Origin of the sequence: Streptomyces sp. NPDC032940 (genome assembly GCF_040636935.1) — a bacterium.
Lineage (GTDB): Bacteria > Actinomycetota > Actinomycetes > Streptomycetales > Streptomycetaceae > Streptomyces.
Genome location: NZ_JBEZVJ010000002.1, coordinates 202,958 through 229,642, shown reverse-complemented (window position 1 = coordinate 229,642; position 26,685 = coordinate 202,958). Strand labels below are relative to the sequence as shown.

Genomic DNA, 26,685 nt, shown 5'->3' with positions numbered 1-26,685 from the left:
GGGCAGGCAGGATGGCCGTACCGGGACGTGACGGACGGGCGGGCGGAGGCCGGCATGGATGACGGACGGCGGCACATCGGGACGGCGGAGCGGCGGGCGCGGCTCGCGCTGCGGCAGCGACTGGCGGACGGGGCCCGGGCGGACAGCCCGGAGGAGGTCGCCGATTCGCTGGTGGCGCTGCACGGCACGGATCCCTCGACGGTGTATCTGGCCGTCGGGGCCCGGCTGGCGGACCCGGCGAAGACGGTGGGCGAGACGGAGCGGGCGCTGTACGAGGACGGGACGCTGGTCCGGATGCACGGCATGCGGCACACGGTGTTCGTCTTCCCGACCGGGCTGACGGCGGTCGTGCACGCCTCGACCGGTCTCGCGGTGGCCGCCCGGGAGCGGGCCGCGCTGCTCAAGCACATGGCGACGGCCGGGGCGCCGGACGGGGCCTGGCTGGCGGAGGTCGAGGAGTCGGCGCTGGCGGCGCTGGCCCGGCGCGGGCAGGCGACGGCGGCCGAGCTGGCCCGGGACGAGCCGCGGCTGAAGGAGCAGTTCGTGTACGCGGCCGGGAAGAGCTACGAGGGCGTGCACACGGTCTCCACCCGGCTGCTGAAGGTGCTGGGCGTGGAGGGCAAGGTCGTGCGGGGCCGGCCGCTGGGCTCGTGGACGTCCAGCCAGTTCCGCTGGGCGCCGGCGCCCCCGCATCCCGAGCTGGACACCGCCGGGGCGCAGGCGGACCTGCTGCGCCGCCGGCTGGAGGCGTGCGGGCCGGCCACCGAGGAGGACCTCACGTGGTGGACGGGGTGGCGGGTGACGGAGGTCCGCCGGGCGCTGTCCGCGATCGGCGCGGAGACGGTGTCGCTGGACGAGGGCACGGGGTATGTGGCCGCCGGTGACACCGGCCCGGTGGCGGCGCCGGCCGCGCCCTGGGCCGCGCTGCTGCCCGCGCTGGATCCGACGGCGATGGGCTGGCGGCACCGGGACTGGTATCTCGCGCCCGCACTGCGGCCGGCGCTCTTCGATCGCAGCGGCAACGTCGGCCCGACGGTGTGGTGGAACGGCCGCGTGATCGGCGGCTGGGCCCAGCGGGCCGACGGGGAGATCGTCTGGCGGATCCTGGACGACACGGACGCCGGCCGCGAGGCCGAGACGGCGATCACGACGGAGGCGGAACGCCTGAGGACCTGGGTGGGCACCACCCGGATCACCCCACGCTTCCGGACACCGCTGGAACGGGAGCTGTCGGCGTAGCGCGAGCGATCACGGGCGCACGACTCACGCCGGCGCGGGGCACCGTCACGAAGAACGGCACCCCGCGCCCGCGTCACCGCGAGTACCGCATCAGCGCCCGCACCATGTGGCACGTCGTGTCCGACGGCGGGTGCACGCCGATCGTCTCCGCCGCGCTGCGTATCGTCTCGTTGCGGGCCTGGTTCGGCAGATAGACGCCGGAGTCGAGCAGGGCGATGGCGAGCCGCATCGCCTTGAGCCGGCGGTTGTGCGTGACGTACCACTCGCGGGGGCGGCCCGCCGGCAGCGGACTCTTCTCCACGGGCCGGTACGGCAGGTCGAGCAGGACGGGTCGCTCGGCGGTCGACTGGGTGGGCAACGGCTTCTGCTTCAGTGCGGCAGCGGGCACGGGCATCCTCCTCCTGTCGCGGTCGGGGCGCCGTCCGGACACCCCGGCGACACCCTCGAACACTGCTTCTATTTTACCGCCCCCCACTGACAAAAGCCCCTGGCCACAAGGGCTTTCGGGACGCTTGGGACGTACGGGGAGAACGGGTTTCGCACCCCTCGGGCTACCGTGTACGCCATGGAGATCTGGATCAACCCGGCCTGTTCCAAGTGCCGCAGCGCCATCAGCCTGCTCGACGCAGAGGGCGCCGACTACACGGTCCGCCGGTACCTGGAGGACGTGCCCGGCGAGGACGAGATCCGCGAGGTCCTCGCCCGCCTCGGCCTCGAACCGTGGGACATCACCCGCACCGGCGAGCCCGCCGCCGAGGAACTGGGCCTGAAGGACTGGCCCCGTGACGACGCGTCACGCGACCGCTGGGTCGCCGCGCTCGCCGCGCACCCGAAGCTGATCCAGCGCCCGATCATCACGGCGGACGACGGAACGGCCGTGGTGGGCCGCTCCGAGGAGGCGGTACGGGACGCCCTGTCCCGCTGAATCCGGCGCCGGACGCCGCCGGGGCCGGTGTCGGCGGGCCCTGTTACGCTGCGCCGCCGTGACCCCAGATGATCAAGGCATGCGCTACGGGCTGCCCTACGACCCCGCCGCGGCGGCCTGGGCCGCCGAGCAGGAACGCATACGCCGGCGTCGGCGCACCCGGCTCGCGGTGGCCGCGGCGACCTGCGGCTTCCTTGCCGCGGCCGTGGTCGCCGGCGCCGTGACGCTGACCGGTGGCGAGGACGACGACGCGGTCGCGGAAGGGGCCCCCACGGCGTCCGCCACGGCCGTCTCGGTGCCCTCCGGGGTCTCGGCGCCCTCCGTCTCCGTCACCATGCCCTCCGACGCGCCCTCCTCCCTCCCCTCCCTGCTCGCGCGCCCGGTCGTCCGGCCCGAGCAGGCCTTCCCGGACACGGACGTCCGGTTGTCCGACGGCTCCCGGTACGAGCGCGTCGACCTGGCCACGACGACCGAGTGCGCGCGGGGCACGTCGCCGGAGCTGGCCGCCCTGATCGACCAGGGGAAGGGCTGCCTCAGGCTCACCGCCGCCCTGTTCACCGACGCCGAGCGGCGCTCACAGGTGACCGTGACCGTGATGAGCTTCCGGCGCGCGGAGGACGCCGCCTCCGTGTTCGCCATGGCCTCGATGGACCCGGTGACCTACCAGACCGTCTCGCTCGACCCGCCGCCCGAGGCCGGCCTGCCGACGGTGCCGCCCGGCTCGGCCGGTGTCTTCCGCCGCCTGATGTCCGTGCGCTCGGTGGTGTTCGCCAACGGTCAGTGGGGGGACGGCGCGGAGACCGGGGAGGCCGAGCTGACCCGGCAGACGGAGGGCCTTCTCCAGTACGTCGACGACAACGTGGTGGCCTACGAGGACGGCGACGGCCCCGGGCCGAGCTGACCTGCCCTCGGCCCGGATGTGACGCAGGTTACTCCGCCGGATCCCCGTGACCGCTGAGTAACCGCGTTCGGTATCTCGTACATAGCGGCGTACGCTCCCCTACCTCTTCAGGAGGCGCGCATGTCGCGCAGGAGAAGTCTCGGTACGAAGAAGAAGATCGCGCTGCTGGTGAGCGCCGCGTCGGTGGCGGGCGCCGGGGCCTTCGTGATGGCGAACGCCTCGAACGCCGCGCAGACCACGCAGAACGCGCAGACCAAGTCCGCCCAGGACTCCACCGTCTGCCAGGGCCTGGCCACCGCGCTCGGCAACAACGAGCGGTTCATCGAGGGCCAGCGGGCCGCGCCCGACGCGCAGTCCGAGGCCCGGATCGCCAACCGCGAGGCGGTCATCGAGGAGATCAAGCGCAAGCAGGAGGCGTCCGGGTGTGCGGTCGGGGAGTCGGCTCAGGACTCCCAAGCCGCGCAGCCGCCGCAGGAGGCGCAGCCCCCTCAGACCGCGCAGCCCCCTCAGAGCGCGCAGCCCCCTCAGGCCGAACAGCCCGGCGACCAGGCGGACGGCGACGCGGCGCAGGCAGGTGCGCAGGTGTGCAACGGCTCCACCGTCACCCTCTCCGGCGAGGGCGGCGCCCCGGCCGCGTCCAGCAACCAGTTCCCCGTGGGCACCAAGCTCAGGGTGACCAACCTGGACAACGACAAGTCCACGACGGTGGAGGTGAACTCGGTCTCCGGCAGCTGCGTCCTGCTCAACAACGCCGCGTTCGAACAGGTCCGGGAGCAGGGCAAGTTCCTGATCCGCCGGGCCCTGATCGAGAAGGTGGGGTGATCCACTGACCGGCTGACCCTCACTCCCCCCGCCCCCGGCCTCCGCTCGCCCCGCTCAGAGCGGGGGCCGGGTCCGTGAGACGCACCACACCTTCCCCAGGTAACACGGGGTTCACATATGGGCAACGGACGGGAAATCGCCCGTTGACACGCTGCACGGCAGTAGACGCGGCGCCCCGGTGCCGCAGCGCCGCAGCACCCGCAAGTGCGCCCAGACCCACCCCGAAGGATGTGTCCCCCGTGACCTTCAAGGCTGAGTACATCTGGATCGACGGCACCGAGCCGACGGCCAAGCTCCGTTCCAAGACGAAGATCATCACGGGCGCTCCGGCGGGTCTCGACGCGCTGCCGATCTGGGGCTTCGACGGCTCCTCCACCAACCAGGCCGAGGGCAACTCCTCGGACTGTGTGCTCCGGCCGGTCTTCTCCTGCCCCGACCCGATCCGCGGCGGCGACGACATCCTGGTGCTGTGCGAGGTCCTCGACACGGACCTGACGCCGCACCCGAGCAACACCCGCGCCGCGCTGGCCGAGCTGTCCGAGCGCTTCGCCGCGCAGGAGCCGATCTTCGGCATCGAGCAGGAGTACACCTTCTTCAAGGGCTCGCGCCCGCTGGGCTTCCCCGAGGGCGGCTTCCCGGCCGCGCAGGGCGGCTACTACTGCGGTGTCGGCTCGGACGAGATCTTCGGCCGCGACGTCGTCGAGGCGCACCTGGAGAACTGCCTCAAGGCCGGTCTCGGCATCTCCGGCATCAACGCCGAGGTCATGCCCGGCCAGTGGGAGTTCCAGGTGGGCCCGCTGGCGCCCCTGGAGGTCTCCGACCAGCTGTGGGTGGCCCGCTGGCTGCTCTACCGCACCGCCGAGGACTTCGGCGTCTCCGCCACCCTCGACCCCAAGCCGGTCAAGGGCGACTGGAACGGCGCGGGCGCGCACACCAACTTCTCCACCAAGGCGATGCGCGAGGGGTACGACGCGATCATCACCGCGTGCGAGTCGCTCGGTGAGGGCTCCAAGCCGATGGACCACGTCAAGAACTACGGCGCGGGCATCGACGACCGTCTGACCGGCCTGCACGAGACCGCCCCGTGGAACGAGTACTCCTACGGCGTCTCCGACCGCGGTGCCTCGGTCCGCATCCCGTGGCAGGTCGAGAAGGACGGCAAGGGCTACATCGAGGACCGTCGTCCCAACGCCAACGTCGACCCGTACGTGGTGACCCGCCTGCTGGTGGACACCTGCTGCTCCGCGCTGGAGAAGGCCGGCCAGGTCTGATCCGCACCGTCCCGGGGAGGGGCGTCCGCCTTCGTGGCGGACGCCCCTTTCGGCGTAGCCCCCGGCGTCCGCTCCGGCACCCGCTCCGGCACCCGCTCCGGCCTCGGCTCCGGCGTCGGTTTTCGGCCGACGGGGTGTCAGGGAGACGCCGTCGGACGTCCAAGCAGTGAGAGGAGTCTCCTGAACCGGGCCGCCGTCTGCTTCAATGGACCCATGTCCGCCTTCCAGAAGCACGCCGCGACGGGTCGCCACGACCTCGAGCCCTTCTGGCCTTCCCGTCAGCATCACGACTTCGACCGGGTGTGTTGCCGCGCGACGACCGCGTCGGCCCTCTGAAGCCGTAGTCCCGGCTTTCGCCGACGCGCACGACGTACGTCCCCGACGCCCCGGCCGCCGCGCCGCGGCCGTCGGCCTCCCGACGAACTCCTCGCGCGAAAGAGCTGACCTCTCATGGCGACCACTCGTTCCCTCTCCCCCGCTCCCGTCACCGCCGCCGCCCCCGCCTCCTCCGCCCGCCACCGACTGCGGGCCGTGGACCGGGACGAGGTGGTGGACGTCAGGGACTTCCTGCCGCCGGGCGCCACCTGGCTGCCCGCTCCCCCGCACACCCTGCCCACGCTGCCGGGCCGGCCGCCCATGGTCGGGTACCTGGTGCTCGTCCCCGCCGACCAGCAGCCGCCCTTCGCACCGGTGGCCGTACCCGGCACGGCCCGGCAGGACGTCAAGGAGGCCGACGTCGCCGACGACCCGCTGGTGCGGATCGACTCCGCGCGCCGGACCGCCTCCGTGGACGGACGCCGGCTCGACCTGACCTACCTCGAGTTCGAGCTGCTCGCCCATCTCGTCGCGCATCCGCACCGGGTGCACACCCGCGACCAGCTCGTCACCACGGTGTGGGGCTACGGCCACGTCGGCGACGGCCGCACCGTGGACGTGCACGTCGCCCGGCTGCGCCGCAAGCTGGGCGCCGAGCACCGCCGGACGATCCAGACCGTGCGGCGCGTCGGCTACAAGTACACGCCGCCCACCGGACGCTGAGAACGCCGGACACGCCGGGGCCGCCGGACGCCGGGGCCGCCGGACGCCGGGGCCGCCGGACGCCGGGGGCGCCGGCCTCTGCTGTCGGCAGAGCGGCGTTCCCCCGGCCCGCCGCGCCGGGCAGAGTGGCCCGCATGAGGCTACTGGTGCTGGGCGGTACGGAGTTCGTGGGGCGGGCCGTGGTCGAGGCGGCGCTCGGGCGCGGCTGGGAGGTGACCGTCTTCCACCGGGGGCGGCACGCGCCGCCGCCGGGGGTGCACTCGCTGCACGGCGACCGCACCGCGCCCGACGGGCTCACCGCCCTCGCCGAGGGGAGCTGGGACGCCGTCGTCGACACCTGGTCGGCGGCGCCCCGCGCGGTGCTGGAGGCGGCACGGCTGCTGGCCGGTCGCGTCGGACGGTACGTGTACGTGTCGAGCTGCTCGGTGTACGCGTGGGCCCCGCCCGCCGGGTACACCGAGGACGCCCCGCTGGTCGAGGGCGCGGCGGCGGACGCCGGGCAGCTCGACTACGCGCGGGACAAGCGGGGCGCCGAACTGGCCGTCCTGGACGCCTTCGGCGCGGACCGCTCGGTGCTCGTGCGCAGCGGCCTGATCCTCGGTCCGTACGAGAACGTCGGGCGGCTGCCGTGGTGGCTGGACCGCGTCGCGCGCGGCGGCCCGGTGCTCGCACCCGGGCCCCGGGAGCTGCCGTTGCAGTACATCGACGTCCGCGATCTCGCCGACTGGACCCTCGGGGCGGCGGAGCGGGAGCTGAGCGGGCCGTACAACCTGGTCTCCGCGCCGGGGCACACCACCATGGGCGACCTGCTCGACGCCTGCGTCCGGGTCACGGGCGGTGCGGCCGAACCGCGCTGGACGGACCCCGGCACCGTGCTCGACGCCGGGGTGCAGCCGTGGACGCAGCTGCCGGTGTGGGTGCCGCCGGGCAGCGATCTGCACGACGCCCTGCACACGGCCGACGTCTCGCGCGCCCTGGCGACCGGGCTGCGCTGCCGGCCGGTCGGCGAGACCGTCGCCGACACCTGGACCTGGCTACGGAAGATCGGCGGGACGGCCCCGCAGCGCCCCGACCGCCCGCCGGTGGGCCTGGACCCGGAGACGGAGGCGAAGGTACTCGCGGCGGACGGGGGTGGAGAACAGTTGGGAACTGGCTGAGTGCGAGTGCGTTCTGGCGTGCATGAGTGAGCGCGGATGGTCACGGCCGGGAGTGCGTGCTGTTTGCGTGGGGTGGGGAATGAGAGTTCGTCGGTCGAATGGGTGACCTTTGCGGGGGGTGCTCGTTGGGTGGGCAGGCCGGGTTTGAGGGCCGGGCGGGTGGGCTGGCCGGGAGGAGGTGTGGGGATGAGCGGGGTGCGCGAGCTTGCAGCGCCGTTCGTCGTGCCGGGCCCGTCGGGGGTGCGTGCGTACCCGGCTCAAGCAGCTCACCGCCGCCGACGAGGTGGTGCTGCGGCGGGTGGGTGCGCATCTGGGCACGCTCGCCGGTCGTGACCTCGCAGCGCGCTGCCGGGACGGCCTGGACCACGACGCGGCAGCGTGGGCGGCGCGCAAGCGGGAGCTGACACCTCGCTCGTCGGCCCGGTGGGCGGGTGCGATCACCAAGGCCACGCACGATCAGTGGGCGCTGGCCCGCCGTGGCGCCCACGCCTGTCTCCAGTCGTTGGAGGCGGGGGTGCGCACCATCCGCCACCGACTGTCCCTGCCCGTGGGGCACAAGGGCAGCAAGCGCGCTCCGGGCGGGTATCGCAGCCGGCGGGAGTGGCACGCCAAGGCCCGGCGCCTGCGCGTGCTGGAGGACCGGCCGGCGAGGACGCGCACGGACTGGACGGCGGGCACGGTACGCATCGTGCGGGGCGGGAAGCGGCTGGCCCGCGCCCGGCAACATCTGACTGCCGCCGGACTCACCGCATCCCAGTGGCGCGCACGCTGGGGGGCGGCACGGTGGTTCGTGCAGGCGGACGGGGGGACCCCGCCCCCGCATGCCCGGACCACGGACCCGATCCGTGCCACCGGGACGCGGTGCGAACGCGGGCGACCAGGACACCCAACACCGTTCGGGGCGTCCGACTGAGCGCAAGTCCTGGCAACAGGACTTACTCCCGCTCAGTCCTTAGGAACGGTGTACCTGGCACCACCCCCTGACCGGGGGTCCGGCCCAGTGACCCGCCTCGCCGGCTCCGCGAGACTGGGGTCATGAGCTTCGAGACGACGAGCGACAGCGGCGGCGACGCCGGGACGCGGATACGGCACCTGGGCCTGACGGCCGTACGGGGGCTGGCCCTGGCGCTGATCAGCCTGCCCGGCGCGGTGCTCTGCTTCTGCCTGACCCTGGTGTCGATCGCGCTCGTCCCGATCGGCGTCGGCATCGTCACCACCCCGTGGGTGCTGACGGGGGTGCGGGCCTTCGCGGACCGGCGGCGGCTGCTGGCCGCCGAGTGGGGCGGGGTGCGCATCCCGCGGACGTACCGGCCGCTGCCCGCGGACGCCAACCCGTGGGCCCGCACCTTCGGCATGCTCCGCGACCCGGCGACCTGGCGGGACTTCCGCTGGCTGCCGGCCGACATGACGGCGGGCTTCGTCCTCGCCCTGCTCGCCTTCGCGCTGCCGCTGTACCCGCTGGAGGGGTTCGTGATCGCGGCCGGGCTGTGGCGGGCGATGCCCGACGGCTACTGGTACGGCTTCGTGCACGTCACCGGCCAGACCTCCGCGTACTACGCCGCCGCGCTGGCCGTGGTCCTCCTCGTGCCGGCGATCTGGCTCGCCCCGCGCGCGCTGCACGCCCACTTCCGGCTCACCGCCGGCCTGCTGGGCACCGGTGAGGGCGAACTGGCCGAGCGGGTGCGGGTGCTGACCGAGACGCGCCGCGACGCCGTCGACACGTCCGCCGCCGAGCTGCGCCGCATCGAGCGGGACCTGCACGACGGGGCGCAGGCCCGGCTGGTCGCCATGGGCATGGACCTGGGCACCGTCGAGGCGCTGCTCGAGAAGGACCCGGCGAAGGCCCGCGAGCTGCTGGCGCAGGCCCGGCGGTCCTCCGCGGAGGCCCTGACGGAGCTGCGCGAGCTGGTGCGCGGCATCCACCCGCCGGTCCTCGCCGAACGCGGGCTCGGGGACGCCGTACGGGCGCTGGCGCTGCGGCTGCCCGTTCCGGCCGAGACCGAGGTGGACCTGCCCGGCCGTGCGGAGGCGCCGGTGGAGTCGGCCGCGTACTTCGCCGTCAGCGAGCTGCTCACCAACGCCGTGAAGCACTCCGGCGCCGACCGGATCTGGGTCGACGTGCACCACCGCGAGGGTCTGTTGCGCATCTCGGTCACCGACAACGGCAGGGGCGGTGCGGTGGCCGGTGCGGGATCGGGGCTGGCCGGGGTGGAGCGGCGGCTGGGTACATTCGACGGCGTCCTGGCCGTCAGCTCCCCGGCGGGCGGCCCCACCATGGTCACCATGGAGATCCCTTGCGCGTTGTCCTAGCCGAAGACCTGTTCCTGCTGCGCGACGGGCTGGTCCGGCTCCTGGAGGCCCACGACTTCGAGATCGCCGCGGCCGTCGAGACCGGCCCCGAGCTGGCCCGGGCGCTGGCCGAACTGGAGCCGGACGTCGCCGTGGTCGACGTCCGGCTGCCGCCCACGCTCACGGACGAGGGCCTCCAGTGCGCCCTGGAGGCCCGCCGCAACCGCCCCGGGCTGCCGGTGCTGGTGCTGTCGCAGCACGTGGAGCAGCTGTACGCGCGGGAGCTGCTCGCCGACGGCAGCGGCGGGGTGGGGTATCTGCTCAAGGACCGGGTGTTCGACGCGGAGCAGTTCGTGGACGCCGTACGGCGGGTGGCGGCGGGCGGCACGGCGATGGATCCGCAGGTCATCCAGCAGCTGCTGAGCCGGCGTGCGGCGCAGGACCGGCCGCTGGAGCGGCTGACGCCCCGGGAGCTGGAGGTGCTGGAGCTGATGGCGCAGGGGCGGACCAACGCGGCGATCGCGGGCAGGCTCGTCGTCACCGAGCGCGCGATCGCGAAGCACACCGCGAACATCTTCGCCAAGCTGAGCCTCGAGGTCTCGGACGACGACAACCGCCGTGTCCTGGCGGTTCTCGCCTATCTGGACCAGGGCCGCTGAGTCACACCGGTCCCACCGGACCCCTCAATTCCCAGGACGGCTGAACACCGCCGGAGCGGCTTCCGTATGGAAGGGAGCCGCTTCACTCCTGTCGGGCGCCTCGATGCCCCGCAAGGAAGTCAGAGGAGTTCCATGGGACGCAACACAAGAAAACGCCGAATGCCGCTGGCCGCCAAGGCCGTTGCCGGGGTGGCGGCCCTGGCGCTCGGTGGGGGCGGGCTGGTCTGGGCGAACTTCTACGCCTCGGCCCACGAGGAGCACGGGGGCGGGGGCCACGACCGGACGAGGTCGGCCGGGGCGTGGGTCGCGACCATCGACTGCCCCGACGTGGGCCAGCGGATGCGCGACGTGCCGGACCGGGCCCGCGGGGAGGTGGACGGCGAACTGGCCACGCTGGACAGCCAGATCACGGACGCCTACCAGCGGCTCGCCACCACGCGGCAGGCGCAGGCCGGGGACTCCCGGTTCGTCGACAACGCCATCCTCGGGCCGCTCAGGGACCGGCGGAAGGTGATCATCGACCGGATCCAGCTGGAGATCAACCGGGCCGGCGGCCGGGCGGACGACGGCCTGGACGAGCTGGCCTCCTGCCAGGGCCGGCCCGCCGACCAGCAGCAGGGCGGCGACGGCCAGGGAGACGGCGGCCAGAACGGCGGCGACGGTCAGGACGACGGCGGTCAGGGCGGCGACGGTCAGAACGGCGGCGACGGTCAGAACCAGGACGACAACGGCAACGGTGTCGCGGGGCCGGTCGCCGACGACTTCATCGACATCAACGACGTCCAGCCGAACTCGCGCAACAGCCGCAACGGTCTCGCCGCGGACGGCGACGGCGGCTCCACCGGCACCTTCACCACCGACTGCGGCGTCAACGAGAACAACCTGTTCAACAGCGACAACCTGATCGCCGCCCCCGGTGTCGACAACGGCGCCCACCACACCCACGACTACGTCGGCAATCAGGACAACGACGCGTTCTCCAGCGACGACGACCTGGCGAACGCCGACACCTCGTGCCAGAACCAGGGCGACAGGTCGACGTACTACTGGCCGGTGCTGCGGCTCCAGGACGGAACGCAGGAGTTCGACGCGGGCGACCAGGGCGGCGGTGCCGAGGGCAACATCGGCCGGATCCTCAAACCCGCCGAGGCGCAGCTGAGGTTCGTCGGCAGCCGGCAGGGCGACGTGGTGGCGATGCCGAAGTTCCTGCGCATCATCACCGGTGACGCCAAGTCCTTCACCAACGGCGACGCGAACGCCAACAGTTCGTGGAGCTGCACGGGCTTCGAGGACCGGCAGGTCACGGACAAGTACCCGCTGTGCCCCGACGGCAGCCAGGTGGTGCGGACCACCAACTTCCAGAGCTGCTGGGACGGCCAGAACATCGACAGCGCCAACCACCGCACGCACACGGCGTTCGTCGACGAGAACGGCAACTGCCCGGACGGCTTCCAGGCCATCCCCCAGCTCCAGGTCCGCCTGGTGTACGACATCCCCACCCCGACCGTCGAGAACGGCCAGGTGCAGAACCCGTACGCGGTGGACAGCTTCCCGGAGCAGCTGCACAAGCCGATCACCGACCACAACGACTTCATCAACGTCATGGACGAGAACCTGATGAACAAGGTGGTCGACTGCATCAACAACGGCCAGGACTGCACGTAGTCCCGCCCCGGGGCACGAGGAGGGCCGGTGGCGGGCGTCCGCCACCGGCCCTCACCCGTGTGCGGGGGCGGTCAGCTCCCGTGGCCGCCGTGACCGCCGTGTCCGGCCGGGTGCGTGCCGCCCCCGTGCCGGGCGCCCTGCTCCAGGGTGCCGCCGAGCCGGCCGCGCAGTCCGGCCACGACGTCCTCGTGGCCGACGGCGACCCATTTGCGGCCGACGAGGTAGTAGCCGCCGTAGTCCTTGGCCGTGTTGATCCACTCGCGCTGTCCGCGGTCGGTGGCGAAGGTGGCGAGGATGTACTTCTCGTCGCCCCGGACGCAGATGGCCTGGCGGATGGTGTCCGCGTCGGTCTGGAGGTCCGGCTCGCAGTCGGCCTCGGCGGCCAGGTGCTCCAGGCTCCCGGTCGCCGTCTGTGGCACGGCCGCGCCGTCCCCCTCGGACGCGCAGCCCGTCAGCGCCAGTACCGTCACCGCTCCGGCCAGCGCGAGCAGCGGTCGGGTCAGCCTCATGTGTTCCTCCGGTCCCTTCCGGCGACATGCCGCACGGAGCCCCGGCACGGGGCCCCGGTCATCGGTACGGCGGCGGGGCGGGAACCACTCAACGGGCACCCCGGGTGACCACGGGCCGACTGGCTCGTTCCACTGGACGTGCAGTCACAGGATGTCGCCAAGCACGCCGCACCGTCCGCCGGTGACCCGGTCGTCGACGTCGAGCAGGCCGAGGCCGCGCTCGTCGAGCACTATCCGGGCCTGGTCCGCCTCGCCTATCTGGTGCTGCCGCCGGACCTCGGCCGCGGCCGCCGGGTGCTGACGGCGCACGCCCTGACCCAGCGTGCGCTGCCCGGGAACCGGACGGCGACGCCCGTGATCCCGGCCCAGTCCTCCGGCCGTGAGGGCGACCCGGGGTACGCCCTGGTGCGGCTGCGGGTCGTGCGGACGGCGCTGCAGGCGGGGCTGCCGCTGCGGCGCCTGGCGTGGCCCCGGCGGGCCCAGCTGCCGCCGCTGCTGCCGCAGGTGTGGGGGCTCAAGCTGTTCCCGCGCTCGGGCGGCGCCGACGAACTCGCCCTGGACCAGCGGCTGTCCGCCCTGTCCGGCCCGGCCCGGGCGGCGTACGCGCTGCGCGGTCTCGAGCGGCTGCCGGACGGCGACGTACGGCGCGTGCTCACGGCCGCCGGGGTCGCCGAGGCCGACGCCGACGCGGCGCTGCGGGAGGCCGACGGGGTGGCGGACCGGTACGCGCTGCTCGCCTCCCCCGAGTTCGATCCCTGTTCCCTCCAGGCCCGGCCCACCGATCTGATGCGGCGCCGCCGGCACACGAAGGCCGCGCTGGTCGCCGGGGCGGCGCTGGTGGTGTGCGGGGCGCTGCTGGGGCTGCCCGGCGACGGCTGGGGGCCGGACGGTGCCGCCGCCCCGGCGGGCGGGCGCAACGCGGCGGCCGAGGCGGCGCTCGACCCGGGCAGGCTCACGAAGGCCGCGCCCACCGCCTGGAAGACGTCCGCGCGCACCGACTTCTCGGTGTGGCCGGCGCGCGGTGACCTGACCGGTGACCGGAAGCTGCTGCGCCGGGCCCTCGCCGTCTGGGCCCGCCCCGGCGGGAACGTGCGGGTCTCGGCGACGACGGGCACCGCGAGCGGCGGCCCGGCCGGACCGCCGCAGCTGCTGTACGCCGGGACCGTCGACACCGCGCACGTGGTGATCCTCTACGACGGTCTGCGCATCGTCCGGTACGCCGAGCCGAAGGACGGCACGGCGGGTGCCGCGCTCGACTTCGCGCGGGCCGACGGGGCCGGCCGGGCGGAGGCGGCCGCGGTGGTGCTGGGCCGGGCCGACGGCAACGTGCGCTATCTGACGGCGCCCTGGGTGACGAAGGCCGCCGAACGGGACCTGGTGAAGCCGGGTTCCGGGGCGATGGAGCTGACGCTGGCCGACGGGGTGACCTCGCCGCTGGCCACGCCGGTCCAGCGCTCCGGGGACTGCACCTCGTGGAACGTGCTCCAGCTGACCGACGGCTCGCACACCCGGCTGATGAGCGACCTCGGCGAGCTGGTCCCGGCCCGGCTCACGACGGGGCGGCCCGGGAAGGCGAAGGACGTCTCCGGTGCCGGGGCGCTGCACGCCTGGGCGCCGTACGCCTGCTCCCTGGGCGCCGTGCGCGGGCAGGGGGTGCGGTCGGTGAACGCCTGGGAGTTCGCGAGCCAGCCGCTGCCCGACGACACCGGGTCGGGCGAGTGGGTGTGCATGCGGGCCGAGACCTGGCGGGGGCCCGGGGCGCGGGTGATGGCGCAGTTCCGGACGCCGGGCGGGACGCGGGGCGCGGTGGCCGCCAGGGCCCAGGACGTGCCGGCGTGCGGCAAGCGGGATCCGCACGTGCTGGCCGGGGTGCTGTGGAAGTCGGAGGGCGGGCACTGGTACCTGCTGGCCGCCGGCAGCCGGGACACGGAGTCGGTCGAGGCGTCGGGCGGGGTCTCCGGCTCCGCCGACGGCCCGTTGCTGACGGCCGCGGCCGAGCAGGGCGCGGAGGCCGAGCTGAAGGGCACGCTGGAGGACGGGCGGACGATCGGCGGGCTGCGCTAGCCGCCGCGATCCGCGCTTGCTGACGCTTGCGTCAACAAGTGCCCGCACAAGGCTTCCTGACAGGCTTACTCGTCAGTACATTGACGTCATGTCTAACAAGCATGCCTCCACGCTGAAGACCCTGCTGCTGGTGGCCGGTGCCGCGCTGGTCGTCCGGCGGGCGATACGCGGCCGGGTCCCGGCCTCGCCGGCGACGGCGACCGCCGCGCAGCCGTCGGCTCCCGGGCGCTCCGCGCCCCGTGGCCTGAACCTGCTGGTCACCGCGCACGAACGGCTGGCCGACGGGGTGGTCGGGATCCGTCTGGAGGGGCACGACCTGCCGCGCTGGGAGCCGGGCGCGCACCTGGACCTGGTCCTGCCCTCGGGGCTGGTCCGGCAGTACTCCCTGTGCGGCGATCCGGAGGACACCTCTTCGTACACCGTCGCCACGCGGCTGGTCGAGGACGGGCGGGGCGGCTCGCGTGAGGTGCACGAGCAGGTGCAGGAGGGGACGGAGCTGGAGGTGCGCGGGCCGCGCAACCGCTTCCCGCTGGTCGAGGCGCCCGCCTATGTGTTCGTCGCGGGCGGCATCGGCATCACCCCGGTCCTGCCCATGCTGCGGGCGCTGCCGGAGGGCGCCGAGTGGCGGCTGCTGTACGGCGGGCGGACGCGGGCCTCGATGCCGTTCCTGGAGGACGTCGAGAAGCTGGACGCCGGCCGGGAGAGGGTCACCGTGGTCGCCGAGGACGAGGAGGGGCTGCCGGCCCTGGACGCCTTCCTCGCGGACCTGCCCGAGGGGGCGGCCGTCTACTGCTGCGGCCCCGAAGGGCTGATGGCGGCCGTCGAGGAGCGGCTCCCGGAGGGCACGGACCCCCGCCTGGAGCGGTTCGCGCCGCGTACGACGGCGGGCGGCGACGGGGAGTTCGAGGTCGAGCTGCAGCGCAGCGGGCGCACCCTGACCGTGGCCGCCGACTCGTCCGTGCTGGCCGCCGTGCGCACCGAGCTGCCGAACACCCCGTACTCCTGCGAGCAGGGCTGGTGCGGGACCTGCCAACAGCGGGTGCTGGAGGGCGAGATCGACCACCGGGACGAGCTGCTGACCGACTCGGAGCGCGGTGAATCGATGCTGATCTGCGTCTCGCGCGCCAAGGGGACGCGGCTCGTGCTGGATCTGTGAGACCGGTGAACACCGATGCCCGGTCGGGCCCGTTCGGGGGCCGGATCCGATCGGTAAGGTGTTCGTATGACTACCGGGGTACGCCGCAGAATGGGCGTCGAGGAGCGGCGGCAGCAGTTGATCGGCGTCGCGCTCGATCTGTTCAGCCGCCGCTCGCCCGACGAGGTCTCCATCGACGAGATAGCGTCGGCCGCGGGCATCTCGCGCCCACTGGTCTATCACTACTTTCCCGGCAAACTCAGCCTGTACGAGGCCGCGTTGCAGCGGGCCTCCAGCGATCTGGCGGCCCGGTTCGAGGAGCCGCGCCAGGGGCCGCTGGGGGCGCGGCTGCTGCGGGTGATGGGGCGCTACTTCGACTTCGTCGACGAGCACGGCCCCGGTTTCTCGGCGCTGATGCGCGGGGGCCCGGCGGTCTCCGCGGGCGGCGCCTGCTCCCTGAGCACGGTGTCCACGGCGAACGCGCTCGTCGACTCGGTGCGGCAGGCCGCGTACGAGCAGATCCTGGCGCACCTGGGCGTCACCGATCCGCCCGCGCGGCTGGAACTGGTCGTCCGTTCCTGGATCTCGCTCGCCGAGTCGACGGCCCTGATCTGGCTGGACGGCCGGCGCATCCCGCGTGCCGAGCTGGAGGCGCAGCTCGTGCACGACTTCGCCGCGCTGCTGGCGGTGAGCGCCGCCCAGGACGAGGAGATGGGCGAGCTGCTGCGCGGCATCCTGAAGGACGAACCGGCCGACGGCCCGTTCACGGACCTGGTCGGCCGGCTGATCGAGCTGGCGTCGTAGCTCAGACCACGGCCTTGCGGTAGGACGGGTCGAGGTCGCGGACCTCGGCCGACAGGTGCAGGGTGACCCCGTCCCTGGGCGGGACGTGCTTGCGCAGCAGGTCCACCACGGCCTCGGTGAGGCGCGCCTTGGTCTCGTCGGAGCGGCCGGCGAGCAGGGCGATGGAGACGTCCACGATGGCGTGCCGCCCCTTCTCGGCGCCGACGACGTCCTCCTCGCCGCGCAGCACCCGTGTCTTGCACGCCTCCAGCCGCGCGGCGGCCGTCTCGACGACGACCGGGTGCAGGGCGACCGCCAACTCCTCCCAGTCGACGTCGTCAAGCCAGGCGGAACGCTCGATGGTGATCTGCGGCATGGGGTGCTCCTGTTCTCGGGCGGACAGGAGCACCCTAGCCGGGGCCTTCCCCTAGCCCGCGCGGGTGAAGACCGCGACCGTGCGGGCCGGGACCGTGAAGGTGCCCGAGTCCCGGGCGTAGGCCGCCTTCTTCACGACGGGGTCCGCTCCGGACGCCTGCACCGGGTGCAGCCGGTAGCCGGTCCCGGCCGCGTCGCCCACCCGCTGCCGCTGCTCCTCGGGGGTCGCGTTGAAGACGACGACCAGGTCACCGAGGCGCATGGTGATCACGCCGGGTGTCTCGTCCTTCCCGGAGAGCGGGAAGGAGAGCCGGGACTGCACCTGGCCGGCGGTGGCGAGGGAGAAGTCCTTCTCGCCCGTGCGGATCCTCAGCAGGTCCTGGTAGGCGGCCGAGGCGCCCCGGATCTGCGGGCAGCCGACCTTCACCGAGGTCAGCAGAGGCTTGGCGTACGACCACTTGTCCTTGTTGTCGGCGGCCGGCGGCAGCCCGCGGCCGAAGCCGTTGCCGTCGGAGCAGTCCCAGTGGATCGCGTTGAACCAGTCGCCGCTGTCGTAGGAGTTGCGGTCCAGCGACTTGGAGCGCAGCAGGTCGGTGCCGGCCTGGGAGAGCGCCGGGCCCTGCGAGAGGGCGGCGGTGGCCATCGCGAGGACCTGCATGCGGGCCCGGTCGTCGGCGGACGTGCCCTGCGGCAGCTTGAAGGCGAGTGCGTCGAACAGGGCCTCGTTGTCGTGGGCGTCGGCGTAGGCGAGGGCGTCGCCCGGGGCCTCGGCGTAGCCGGCGGGGGCACCGTTGTAGTCGACCTCGGCGCCCTTGACCTCCTTGCCGTCGGTGTCGGTGAAGCGGTAGGCGGCGAGATTGCCGGAGAGACCGACCTTGATCAGGTCCTGGTAGTGCAGCAGGCGGGCCTTCTGCTCGGCCTCGGTGCCGTTGGCGGCCGACGAGTTGGGGTCGGTGTAGAGGCCGGAGGCGAAGCCCTGGACGCCGGGGTCCTCGTCGAAGGGGCCGCCGCCGCGCACGGCGTCGCGGGCCCGGTCGGAGAAGGTGGCGATGCCGGTGCCGGCCATGTTCTTCTGCGTGGCCTGGACGAAGCGGGCGTCGTCGGCGACCTCGCCGAAGTTCCAGCCCTCGCCGTACAGGATGATCTTCTTGCCGTCGACGCCGTCCTCGGCGAGGGTCAGCTCGTCCAGCGCCTTCCGGACCGCGAGGATGTTGGCCTTCGGGTGGTGGCCCATGAGGTCGAAGCGGAAGCCGTCGACCTTGTACTCCTTGGCCCAGGTGACGATCGAGTCGACGACCAGCTTGCCCATCATGGCGTTCTCGGTGGCCGTGTTCGCGCAGCAGGTGCTGTTCGCGACCGTGCCGTCGGCCAGCAGCCGCTGGTAGTAGCCGGGCACGATCCGGTCGAGGACGGACGTGTCCGCCTGACCGCTCGCCGCCGTGTGGTTGTAGACGACGTCCATGACGACGCGCAGCCCGTCGTCGTTGAGCGCCTTGACCATCTTCCGGAACTCGACCGTGCGCTCGGTGCCGTCCGGGTCGGTGGCGTAGGAGCCCTCGGGGACCGTGTAGTGGTACGGGTCGTAGCCCCAGTTGAAGGCGTCCTTGGCGGCGGCCTTCGTCACGCACTCCTGCTGCTTCTCGGAGTCGGCCGGGTAGGAGGCGAGGTCGCAGTCGGGCGTCGCCCGGTCGGACTTCTTCTCGGGGATCGTGGCGATGTCGAAGGCGGGCAGCAGATGCACGTAGGACGTGCCGGCCTTCGCCAGCTCGCGCAGGTGCTTCGAGCCGTCGCTGTCCTTGTCCGTGAAGGCGAGGTAGGTGCCCCGGTGGTCCGGGTCGGCGGTGCGGTCCGCGACGGAGAAGTCGCGGATGTGCAGCTCCTGGATCTGGGCGTCGCGCAGCGGCACGGCCTTCGGCTTCGCGTACGTCTCCCAGCCGCCCGGGGCGAGCGCCCGGTCGTCGAGGTCGACGACGAGGCTGCGCTCGGAGTCGGTGGTCAGGGCGACCGAGTAGGGGTCGGTGACCTCGTTGGTGACGACCTTGCCCGCGGTGGGCGCCCAGACCCGGACGGCGTACCGGTAGGGCTTGCCCTTCCAGGACGCCGGGCCGGTGACGGACCAGACGCCGGTGGCGTCGTCGCGGCGCATGGCCACCGTGCGGTCGCCGATCTCCAGCTTCACGTCCTGCGCGGTCGGCGCCCACACGGACAGCGTGGGCCGGCCGTTGCGGAAGACGGGGCCCAGCTCGGCCTCGGTGGCGCCGGCGTAGAGGTCGTCCAGGGCGCCGGCGGTCTGGACGCCGGTCGCGGCGAGCACCGCGCCTCCCCCGGTGCCTGACGCCTGGGAGGTGCCCCCAGCGGCGTGCTGGGCGGCGACGACCTGGCCGCGCAGGGCCTCGCGGACCAGGTCGCGGTCGCGCGGGTCGACGGACCAGGCGGTGTACGCCGCCAGGTGCGGGTACTTCGCCTTCTGGGCGTCGGTGAGGGTGGTCCTCGTCAGGCGCAGCCACTTCGCGTCGTCACCGGTGAGGGTGCCGTGGTCGGCCTTGACCGAGCCGCTGCGCGAGGCGAGCAGCTGGGTGGAGGCGGCGCCCTCGGAGCCGTTCCAGGCGACGGTGTTCCGGTCGATCCAGACCGCCTTGGCGGTGGTGAGGTCGACGGCGGCGGCCGAACCGGCGGGCTGCGGCAGCAGGTACTTCTCCTGGCCGCTCACCAGCCACACCTCGTGGCCGTTCGCCTTGAGGTCCAGGGCCTGGTCGGTGGGCAGGTCCTTCTCGTCGCCCTTGTGGAGGATGTAGCTGAGGCTGCTGGCACCCTCGGTGAGGGGCACCTCGTACACCGCGCCATAGGAGTCGGTCTTCACCGGTGCGAGCGGCTTCGCCCAGTCGGTGGGGTTCGCGGCGCCCGTCCAGACGTGCAGGCCCCAGCCGTCGTAGTTGCCGTCGGCCCGGTGGTAGTGCAGAACGGCCTTGCTCGTGTCCTGGGCCGGGTACTCGGGCCGTTCGGTGACGACCTGCTCCTTGCCCTCCTCGATCCACACCTCGCCCGTCTTCGTGACGTCGATGGTGCGGTCGGCGGCGACGTCCTTGGTGCCGTCCTGGTCGATGACGAGGAAGCCGACGTTCGACGCGCCCGGCTTGAGCTTGACCCAGGCGAAGGCGCCGTAGGCGTCGCGGCCGGTGAAGGGGTGGGTGGCGGGCCAGGTGGTCGCCTCGCCGTCGGCGAGGTCGCCCCAGGCGTACAGGCCCCAGTCCCGGTAGTTCCCGTCCTGTCGCTTGTAGTGGACGATCACGTGGTCGCGGGAGGCGGCGGTGGGGGTCTCCTCGGCGGGCGGGGTGCCGGCCGTGGAGGCGGCCGTGGCGCTCGCGGTGCGGCCCGCCGAGTCGACGACGACCGCCTTGTAGCGCAGGGCGGTGCCGGCCGGGGTGTCCGCGCCGACGGTGTCGGTGACCTTGTAGGGGGCGTGGTCGGCGGAGCCGAGGGTGCGCCACTTCCCGTCACCGGTCTGGGCGGCGAAGACGACGCGGTTCAGCTGTCCGCCGGTGACGTCGGCCGTCAGCTCGACGGTGCCGGTGGCGCCGGGCTCGGGCGCGTGGAGGGTGATCGCCGGCTCGGCGGCGGGCGCGGCGAGCCGGCCGGCGGCCTTGAGGACGATCGCCGAGCCGGCGGGCACGGTGACGGTGACCTTCGCGTCGGCCCCGGAGCGCACGGTGGCGTCGGTGCCGTAGAGGCCGCGGAAGGTCATGCCGGCCGAGCCGGTGGCGAAGGTGGCCGTCCTGGCGGCGTCGGCGTTGTTGAGGGCGACGACGTACTCGGTGCCGGTCCTGGCGTCGGTGCGGGAGAAGGCGTAGACGCCGGGGCCGTCGGCGGCGTAGCGCTCGGTCTGGACGCCGTCGGCGAGGGCCGGGTTGGCCTTGCGCAGCTTGGCGAGGGCGCTGATCTGCCGGTAGAGCGGCGCGTTCGTGTCGTAGGCGGCCTCGGCGTGGGTGCGGTCGGTGCCGAGCTGGTCGTCGTCGAGGTAGTCGGCGGTGCGGGAGGCGAACATCGGCTGGCGGGCGTCCTTGTCGCCGCCGGCGCCGGTGAAGCCCTGCTCGTCGCCGTAGTAGACGACCGGGTTGCCGCGGCTGAGGAACATCAGCTCGTTGGCGAGTCTGTCCTTCTTCAGCAGTTCGGCGTCGGTGGCCTGCGGGTCGTCCTGCTTCAGGAAGGTGCCGAAGCGGCCCATGTCGTGGTTGCCGAGGAAGGTGACCTGCTCGTAGGCGTTGGCCTTGTCGGTCGTGTACTTCCAGTCGTCGCCGAAGACCGAGGCGAGCTTCCGGGCGCTGCCGCCCTGGGAGGCGTAGGCGCGGGCCGCGTCCTGGAAGGGGAAGTCCAGGGTGGAGTCCAGGCGGCCCTGGGTGACGTACGGGGAGGTGACGGAGGTGTCGGCGGAGTAGACCTCGCCGAACATGAAGAAGTCGTCGCGGCCCCGCTTCGCCGCGTAGGCGTCCAGCGCGGTGGCCCACTGGGTCCAGAACTCCATGTTGACGTGCTTCACGGTGTCGATCCGGAAGCCGTCGACGGCGAAGTCCTTCACCCACCGCTCGTAGATCTTCTCCATGCCGCTGACGACCTCGGGCCGTTCGGTCCACAGATCGTCCAGGCCGGAGAAGTCGCCGTAGGTGGCCGACTCGCCGGCCCAGGTGGAGTCGCCCCGGTTGTGGTACATCGTCGGGTCGTTGAGCCAGGACGGGACCTTGAGGTCCTTCTTCGCGGCCGGCACCGTCGGGGTGCGCGGGAAGGAGCCGGTGTCCACGCGGGGGAAGCGGCGGGAGCCGTCGGCGTAGTCGGCGTCGTCGAAGGGCTGCCCGTCCTCGGTCAGGTACGGGAAGGCGCCCTTGGAGAGGTAGTCGTAGGACTTCTCCTCGTAGTCGACGACGTCTGCGGTGTGGTTGGTGATGACGTCGAAGAAGACCTTCATGCCCTTGGCGTGCGCCTTGGAGATGAGGTTCTTGAGGTCCTGGTTGGTGCCGAAGTGCGGGTCGACCTGGGTGAAGTCGGTGATCCAGTAGCCGTGGTATCCGGCGGAGGCGTTCTCGCCCGTTCCCTGCACGGGCTGGTTCTTGAAGAGGGGCGCCATCCAGATGCTGGTGGTGCCCAGGCCCTTGATGTAGTCGAGCCGGTCGGTGAGGCCCTTGAGGTCGCCGCCCTGGTAGAAGCCCTTGTCGGTGGGGTCGTAGCCGGTGGTGAGGCGGGTGCCGGTGAGGCCGCCCTTGTCGTTGCGGGTGTCGCCGTTCGCGAAGCGGTCCGGCAGGACGAAGTAGAACTGCTCGCGGGTGAGGTCGTGGCGGGCGGCGGTCTTCGCCAGCTTCGCGTCCGACGGGGGCGCGGGCGGGGCGTCGGCCCGCGCGGCGAGGGGCGACAGGAGTGCGGCGGCGAGCGCGGTCACGGTGACGGCCGCGACCCGTCTCGCTCGTGCGGTACGGCGCGTGTCAGGCACCGGCCTTCTCGGTATCACGGGCGTGAGCTCCTTGCGATGACGGCTCGATCGGGTCCGACCCCGGCGAGACGGTAACGCTGCCGCAAGACTTGCGGCAAGGGTCGTGAAAGCAACGGAAAGAAGTTTCACGAACTCTCACGACCCCTGCCCGACCGGCCCGTTCAGCAGCTGGACCGGCCGGCGTACAGCGCGAGCGCGGTGTCGGCCCCCAGCGTCGCCGTGAACTGGCCGGAGCCGTTCACGGTCACCGGCTTGTTGCTCTGGACGTCGCAGTACGTCCCGGCCGGCAGCGAGGTCTGGAACGTGCGGCTCAGCGAGCCGGACTCGTGGTTGACGGCGACGAAGCCCTTGTTGCCGCGTCCGAAGGCGATGGCGTCGTTGCCGTTGTCCCACCAGTTCGTGACCGCCTGGCCGCGGGTGGCGTTGCGGAAGGCGACCATCGACTTGATCTCGGGCCAGGCGTGCTGGCACTTCCAGCCGTCCTGCCAGCAGGCGTTCACACGGCCGCCGTTCGGGGGTCCGGCGTCGGTGCTGGACCACTCGTAGCCGGAGTTGACGTCGGGGGCGCCGTAGGGCCAGGCCAGCATGAAGACGTTGGCCAGGGTGTAGGCGGCGTTGTCCTTGTAGTTGAGGGTGGAGCCGTTGCGCTCGGTGTCGTGGTTGTCGACGAAGACACCGGAGACGCCGCTGCTCATGTACCCCCAGCCCTCGCCGTAGTTCTTCAGGTAGGCGAGGTTCTCGCTGTTGAAGACGCGCTTGAGGTCGTAGGCGTACCGGAACTCCTGCACGTCGCCGTTGCCGGTGTACTCGGTCGGCTGGACGGCCTCGCCCGCGCCGTAGATCACCTCCTGCTTCCAGTACACGGAGGGGTTGGTGAGGCGGGACTTGATGTTCGCCAGGTCGGCGGCGGGGATGTGCTTGGCCGCGTCGATGCGGAAGCCGTCCACGCCGAGGGAGAGCAGGTCGTTCAGATACCCGGCGATCCTCCCCCGGACGTACTCCTCGCCGGTGTCGAGGTCGGCGAGGCCGACCAGCTCGCAGTGCTGGACGTTGTACCGGTCCCGGTAGTCGGAGATCTGCGCGGTGCAGTCGTCGAAGTCGTACGAGGAGTACAGCCCGGGGTAGTCGTACTTGCCGTACGACGAGCCGCCGGTGCCGGTGCCGCCGCCCGCGGACATGTGGTTGACCACGGCGTCGGCGACGACCTTCACGCCGGCCGCGTGGCAGGTGTTCACCATGTTCCGGAAGGCCGCGCGGTCGCCGAGGCGCCCGGCGATCTTGTAGCTGACGGGCTGGTACGACGTCCACCACTGCCCGCCCTGTATGTGCTCGGCGGGCGGGGAGACCTGGACGTAGCCGTACCCGGCGGGGCCGAGGGTGCTGGTGCACTCCTTGGCGACGGAGGCGAAGTCCCATTCGAAGAGGACCGCGGTGACGTCCTTGGCGCCGGGCGGGGACGCCTGCACATTCGTTGGGTTCATGACAATGGTGGCCGCCGCCAGAGCGACGGCCCCCGTGAGGGCTCTGCGTGCCATGTGGGGTTCCTTCATCATCGAAGGCTCTGTGGGGAGCAGGGCGCCTGAAGGCCGGTTGAAGACCCTTGCTGAAACCTTCAGAAACCTTGCGGTGACGCAGATGTTAAGGGTTCACTCACCGAAATGGCAGCACTCGGTGCGAAGTTGTCGCGGGACACCCGGGCCGCCTCGCGACCGCACCCGCTTCGGGCGAGAGGGGCACTCGTGGGCGATTTGGTCCGACCACATGCCGTGTGTGACATAGTTGTCACCAGGGTCCGTCCAGCCGAGCGAGGGGAGTCCGGATGCCTGTCGAGTGGCAGCCCGTGCGGCAGTCGCGCACGCACGAACTCGTGCTCCAGAGCATCGAGGAGCGCGTGCTGGCCGGGGAGCTGAAGGCCGGAGACCGGCTGCCGCCCGAGCGCGAGCTGGCTCCGGTCCTCGGCGTCAGCCGGTCCGCGCTGCGCGAGGCGCTGCGGGTGCTGGAGACGATCGGGGTGCTGGCCGCCCAGGCGGGCCGGGGACCGGACGCCGGGGCACGGATGGTACGCAATCCCGACGACGCGCTCGGCCGGCTGCTGCGCCTGCACTTCGCCCTCGGCAGCTACAGCCTGGAGGACGTGCTGGAGGCCCGCGTGGTGCTGGAGCGGTCCAGTTTCGAGGCGGCCGCCGAGCACGCCTCGGCGGAGGATCTCGACGTGGCGGAGGCGCTCGTCGCGAGCATGGGCGAACCGGACGTGGGGGTGACCGAGTTCAACGACCTCGACACCCGGTTCCACGTCCAGATCGCCCGCAGCTCCGGCAACCAGCTCACCTCCACCCTCACCTCGGCGGTGCGCGAGTCGGTGCGCCCGCTGATCCTGCGGGCCCTGGAGGCGGCCGAGGACTGGCCGGCCACGGCCGCCGCGCTCAACGCCGACCACGCCGAACTGCTGCGGCTGGTGCGTGCGGGGCAGGGCGGGAAGGCCGCCGATCTCGCCGAGAAGCACATCCGCGGCTTCCACGGCACGCTCGTCAGCGGTTAGGGCCTGCCGTCCGTTCCTACGGCAGCATCCAGGACAGCACCGGCAGCGACTGCAGGTAGACCAGGACGCACAGGATCGCCAGCATCGCGACGCTGTATCCGGCGACCTTGCGCAGCAGGACGCGTTCGGAGCCCGGCTGTCCCACCGCCGTGGCCGCGATGGTCAGGTTCTGCGGACTGACCATCTTGCCGACGACGCCGCCGGAGGTGTTGGCGGCGACCAGCAGCGTCGGGTCGATCCCCGCGCCCTGGCCCGCGGTCTGCTGGAGGGTGGCGAACAGCGCGTTGGCGGAGGTGTCGGAACCGGTGACGGCGGTGCCGAGCCAGCCCAGGACGGGTGAGAGCAGGGCGAAGAGACCGCCGACGGCGGCGAGCCAGGTGCCGATGGCCACGGTCTGCCCGGACTGGTTCATGACGTAGCCGAGCGCGAGCACCGTGGCGACGGTGGCGATGGCGGTGCGCATGTTTTTCACGGTGCGCCCCGCGGCGCTCAGCCCCGTGCGGGCGGTCATCGGGTAGCGGTCGGCGTCGCTCACCAGGCCGTAGACGAGCATCACCAGGAGGCCGGAGACGATCAGCAGGGTGCCCGGGTTGGCCAGCACCTCCAGCTTGTAGACCGCGCTGCCGGCCGGGGACCCGTCGGCGGTGACGAGGCTGCCGTACAGGCCGGGCCACTCGATCTCCAGGGTGAGCCGGCCGAGCAGGCCGGGCATGTCGAGTCCGCCGACGTCGAGCTTGGCGAGGCCGAAGACCAGGATCACCAGGACGTACGGCAGCACGGCCAGGGTGACCCGGCGGGGCGTCAGCGGCTCGGGCTCGACCTGTGAACGCTGGTCGTCGGGGGTTCTCGGGGCCCAGAAGCGCAGCATGAGCACGGCGGCGGCGAAGCCGGCGAGCGAGGCGACGACGTCGGTCAGTTCGTACGCGAAGTGGGACGCGCACCAGAACTGGGCGACGGCGAAGACGAAGCCCGTCACCAGCGCGATGGGCCACAGCTGCCGGACGCCGCGCCGCCCGTCGACGATGAAGAGCAGCAGCAGCGGCACGAAGAGGGCGAGCACCGGGCTCTGTCTGCCGACCACCGCGGCGACGTCCTCGGCGGGGATGCCCGTGAGGTTGCCGGCGGTGGTGATCGGGATGGCCATGGCGCCGAAGGCGACCGGCGCGGTGTTGGCGAGCAGGACGGTCACGGCCGACCGGAGTTTCGGCAGCCCGAGGGCCATCAGCATCGCGGCGGTGATCGCGACGGGGGCGCCGAAGCCGGCGAGGGCCTCGAGGAGACCGCCGAAGCAGAAGGCTATGAGCATGGCCTGGATCCGCAGATCGCCCCGGCCGACGGCGTTGAAGGAGCGGCGCAGGTCCTCGAAGCGTCTGCTGATCACGGTGAGTTCGTAGAACCAGATGGCGGCGACGACGATCAGCATCACCGGGAAGAGGCCGAAGACCGCGCCCTGGGTGGCGGACAGCACGCCGAGCCGCAGGGGCATGCCGTAGCCGAGGACCGCCACGAGGAGTGCGGTGAGCAGAGCGCCGAGCGCGGACTGCAGGGCGCTGCGCCTGGCCGCCATGAGCAGCAGGAAGAAGACCGCGAGCGGGACCAGGCCCAGCAGGGCGGTGGCGGCGAGACTGCCCCCGACGGCGGCCACGTCGGGGGTGAAGGCCGCCAGGACGGCCGGTGGCGCGGTGGTCACGGAAGTTCTCCTCCTCGTTCTGCGCCTGCCGGTGCCGGTGACTCGCGCTCCGAGCGACCTGGGGCGCCCTGTCGCTGACGAACGGTTCATCAGTAGGTCACTGAAGATGTCGCATGTCAATAAGGTCGGACCAAACTCCTTGCCCCTC

20 protein-coding genes and 1 pseudogene are annotated in these 26,685 nt (G+C 72.5%); 15 read left to right on the top strand and 6 right to left on the bottom strand.

The window, feature by feature from the left end; genetic code table 11:
* Positions 1-54: 54 nt before the first annotated feature.
* Positions 55-1,239 carry a winged helix DNA-binding domain-containing protein gene (locus AB0E77_RS03655; RefSeq protein WP_361564950.1) on the top strand — a complete coding sequence of 395 codons (1,185 nt, stop codon included), beginning with the start codon at positions 55-57 and terminating at the stop codon, positions 1,237-1,239.
* A 73-nt stretch (positions 1,240-1,312) separates the two neighbouring features.
* Here the strand turns inward: AB0E77_RS03655 and AB0E77_RS03650 are convergent, their stop codons facing one another.
* Positions 1,313-1,627 carry a hypothetical protein gene (locus AB0E77_RS03650; protein WP_361564948.1) on the bottom strand — a complete coding sequence of 105 codons (315 nt, stop codon included), beginning with the start codon at positions 1,625-1,627 and terminating at the stop codon, positions 1,313-1,315.
* A 177-nt stretch (positions 1,628-1,804) separates the two neighbouring features.
* Between AB0E77_RS03650 and AB0E77_RS03645 the strand changes: the two genes are divergently transcribed.
* The 10 genes and pseudogenes from AB0E77_RS03645 (at position 1,805) to AB0E77_RS03600 (ending at position 11,966) form a co-directional block, all read left to right on the top strand.
* Positions 1,805-2,164 (top strand): arsenate reductase family protein, encoded by a 360-nt coding sequence (locus AB0E77_RS03645; protein WP_361564946.1) that lies wholly within the window; start codon positions 1,805-1,807, stop codon positions 2,162-2,164.
* Between the two features lie 58 nt (positions 2,165-2,222).
* Positions 2,223-3,065 carry a hypothetical protein gene (locus AB0E77_RS03640; protein WP_361564943.1) on the top strand — a complete coding sequence of 281 codons (843 nt, stop codon included), beginning with the start codon at positions 2,223-2,225 and terminating at the stop codon, positions 3,063-3,065.
* Between the two features lie 120 nt (positions 3,066-3,185).
* On the top strand, positions 3,186-3,887 hold the full coding sequence (locus AB0E77_RS03635) for a hypothetical protein (RefSeq protein ID WP_361564940.1): 702 nt from the start codon (positions 3,186-3,188) through the stop codon (positions 3,885-3,887).
* 239 nt (positions 3,888-4,126) lie between these two features.
* The gene (gene glnII / locus AB0E77_RS03630) at positions 4,127-5,158 is read left to right on the top strand and encodes a glutamine synthetase (protein ID WP_361564937.1); all 1,032 of its coding nucleotides are present in this window, start codon (positions 4,127-4,129) and stop codon (positions 5,156-5,158) included.
* Between the two features lie 450 nt (positions 5,159-5,608).
* Positions 5,609-6,196: a winged helix-turn-helix domain-containing protein gene (locus AB0E77_RS03625; RefSeq protein WP_361564934.1), complete on the top strand. Its 588-nt coding sequence runs from the start codon at positions 5,609-5,611 to the stop codon at positions 6,194-6,196.
* A 134-nt stretch (positions 6,197-6,330) separates the two neighbouring features.
* Positions 6,331-7,353, top strand: coding sequence for an SDR family oxidoreductase (locus AB0E77_RS03620; protein ID WP_361564932.1), 1,023 nt, complete (start codon positions 6,331-6,333; stop codon positions 7,351-7,353).
* Between the two features lie 186 nt (positions 7,354-7,539).
* Positions 7,540-8,158, top strand: a pseudogene (locus tag AB0E77_RS03615) (IS200/IS605 family accessory protein TnpB-related protein); the annotation flags it as partial.
* A gap of 230 nt (positions 8,159-8,388) precedes the next feature.
* A complete protein-coding gene (locus AB0E77_RS03610) occupies positions 8,389-9,663 on the top strand; it encodes a sensor domain-containing protein (RefSeq protein WP_361564929.1) in 1,275 nt (424 codons plus the stop codon).
* A complete protein-coding gene (locus AB0E77_RS03605) occupies positions 9,648-10,301 on the top strand; it encodes a response regulator transcription factor (RefSeq protein ID WP_361564926.1) in 654 nt (217 codons plus the stop codon). The genes AB0E77_RS03610 and AB0E77_RS03605 overlap by 16 nt, the downstream gene beginning before the upstream one ends.
* A 132-nt stretch (positions 10,302-10,433) precedes the next feature.
* Positions 10,434-11,966, top strand: a complete 1,533-nt coding sequence (locus AB0E77_RS03600) for a DUF1996 domain-containing protein (RefSeq protein WP_361564923.1) — start codon at positions 10,434-10,436, stop codon at positions 11,964-11,966.
* 71 nt (positions 11,967-12,037) lie between these two features.
* Here AB0E77_RS03600 and AB0E77_RS03595 read toward each other — a convergent pair whose 3' ends face one another.
* A complete protein-coding gene (locus tag AB0E77_RS03595; RefSeq protein ID WP_361564921.1) occupies positions 12,038-12,475 on the bottom strand; it encodes a hypothetical protein in 438 nt (145 codons plus the stop codon).
* A gap of 138 nt (positions 12,476-12,613) precedes the next feature.
* Here AB0E77_RS03595 and AB0E77_RS03590 point away from each other — a divergent pair, with 138 nt between their 5' ends.
* The 3 genes from AB0E77_RS03590 to AB0E77_RS03580 all read left to right on the top strand — a co-directional run bounded on the left by AB0E77_RS03590 (position 12,614) and on the right by AB0E77_RS03580 (position 16,478).
* Positions 12,614-14,539, top strand: a complete 1,926-nt coding sequence (locus tag AB0E77_RS03590) for a hypothetical protein (protein WP_361564918.1) — start codon at positions 12,614-12,616, stop codon at positions 14,537-14,539.
* A gap of 88 nt (positions 14,540-14,627) precedes the next feature.
* Positions 14,628-15,695, top strand: coding sequence for a PDR/VanB family oxidoreductase (locus AB0E77_RS03585; protein WP_361564915.1), 1,068 nt, complete (start codon positions 14,628-14,630; stop codon positions 15,693-15,695).
* A gap of 66 nt (positions 15,696-15,761) precedes the next feature.
* Entirely contained in the window at positions 15,762-16,478 is a 717-nt protein-coding gene (locus AB0E77_RS03580) for a TetR/AcrR family transcriptional regulator (protein ID WP_361564913.1), read from the top strand.
* A gap of 1 nt (position 16,479) precedes the next feature.
* On the opposite strand, the gene AB0E77_RS03575 is transcribed toward AB0E77_RS03580, so the two are convergent.
* The 3 genes from AB0E77_RS03575 to AB0E77_RS03565 all read right to left on the bottom strand — a co-directional run bounded on the left by AB0E77_RS03575 (position 16,480) and on the right by AB0E77_RS03565 (position 23,843).
* Complete coding sequence (locus AB0E77_RS03575; RefSeq protein WP_361564910.1) at positions 16,480-16,833, bottom strand: isomerase; 354 nt, start codon at positions 16,831-16,833, stop codon at positions 16,480-16,482.
* A gap of 51 nt (positions 16,834-16,884) precedes the next feature.
* Positions 16,885-22,326, bottom strand: a complete 5,442-nt coding sequence (gene pulA / locus AB0E77_RS03570) for a pullulanase-type alpha-1,6-glucosidase (RefSeq protein WP_361564907.1) — start codon at positions 22,324-22,326, stop codon at positions 16,885-16,887.
* A gap of 143 nt (positions 22,327-22,469) precedes the next feature.
* The gene (locus tag AB0E77_RS03565) at positions 22,470-23,843 is read right to left on the bottom strand and encodes an alpha-amylase family protein (protein WP_361564904.1); all 1,374 of its coding nucleotides are present in this window, start codon (positions 23,841-23,843) and stop codon (positions 22,470-22,472) included.
* Positions 23,844-24,127: 284 nt separating this feature from the next.
* Between AB0E77_RS03565 and AB0E77_RS03560 the strand changes: the two genes are divergently transcribed.
* Positions 24,128-24,847, top strand: a complete 720-nt coding sequence (locus tag AB0E77_RS03560; protein WP_361564901.1) for an FCD domain-containing protein — start codon at positions 24,128-24,130, stop codon at positions 24,845-24,847.
* A gap of 16 nt (positions 24,848-24,863) precedes the next feature.
* Here the strand turns inward: AB0E77_RS03560 and AB0E77_RS03555 are convergent, their stop codons facing one another.
* Positions 24,864-26,537, bottom strand: a complete 1,674-nt coding sequence (locus AB0E77_RS03555; RefSeq protein ID WP_361564898.1) for an L-lactate permease — start codon at positions 26,535-26,537, stop codon at positions 24,864-24,866.
* Positions 26,538-26,685 lie beyond the last annotated feature (148 nt).

Excerpts from the sequence above, each read along its gene's own strand:
- AB0E77_RS03600 (WP_361564923.1), top strand. The coding sequence starts at position 10,434 with ATGGGACGCAACACAAGAAAACGCCGAATGCCGCTGGCCGCCAAGGCC.
- AB0E77_RS03565 (WP_361564904.1), bottom strand. The coding sequence starts at position 23,843 with ATGGCACGCAGAGCCCTCACGGGGGCCGTCGCTCTGGCGGCGGCCACC.
- AB0E77_RS03580 (WP_361564913.1), top strand. The coding sequence starts at position 15,762 with ATGACTACCGGGGTACGCCGCAGAATGGGCGTCGAGGAGCGGCGGCAG.
- AB0E77_RS03560 (WP_361564901.1), top strand. The coding sequence starts at position 24,128 with ATGCCTGTCGAGTGGCAGCCCGTGCGGCAGTCGCGCACGCACGAACTC.
- AB0E77_RS03575 (WP_361564910.1), bottom strand. The coding sequence starts at position 16,833 with ATGCCGCAGATCACCATCGAGCGTTCCGCCTGGCTTGACGACGTCGAC.
- AB0E77_RS03655 (WP_361564950.1), top strand. The coding sequence starts at position 55 with ATGGATGACGGACGGCGGCACATCGGGACGGCGGAGCGGCGGGCGCGG.
- AB0E77_RS03635 (WP_361564940.1), top strand. The coding sequence starts at position 3,186 with ATGTCGCGCAGGAGAAGTCTCGGTACGAAGAAGAAGATCGCGCTGCTG.
- AB0E77_RS03585 (WP_361564915.1), top strand. The coding sequence starts at position 14,628 with ATGTCTAACAAGCATGCCTCCACGCTGAAGACCCTGCTGCTGGTGGCC.
- AB0E77_RS03620 (WP_361564932.1), top strand. The coding sequence starts at position 6,331 with ATGAGGCTACTGGTGCTGGGCGGTACGGAGTTCGTGGGGCGGGCCGTG.
- AB0E77_RS03645 (WP_361564946.1), top strand. The coding sequence starts at position 1,805 with ATGGAGATCTGGATCAACCCGGCCTGTTCCAAGTGCCGCAGCGCCATC.
- AB0E77_RS03595 (WP_361564921.1), bottom strand. The coding sequence starts at position 12,475 with ATGAGGCTGACCCGACCGCTGCTCGCGCTGGCCGGAGCGGTGACGGTA.
- AB0E77_RS03625 (WP_361564934.1), top strand. The coding sequence starts at position 5,609 with ATGGCGACCACTCGTTCCCTCTCCCCCGCTCCCGTCACCGCCGCCGCC.
- AB0E77_RS03610 (WP_361564929.1), top strand. The coding sequence starts at position 8,389 with ATGAGCTTCGAGACGACGAGCGACAGCGGCGGCGACGCCGGGACGCGG.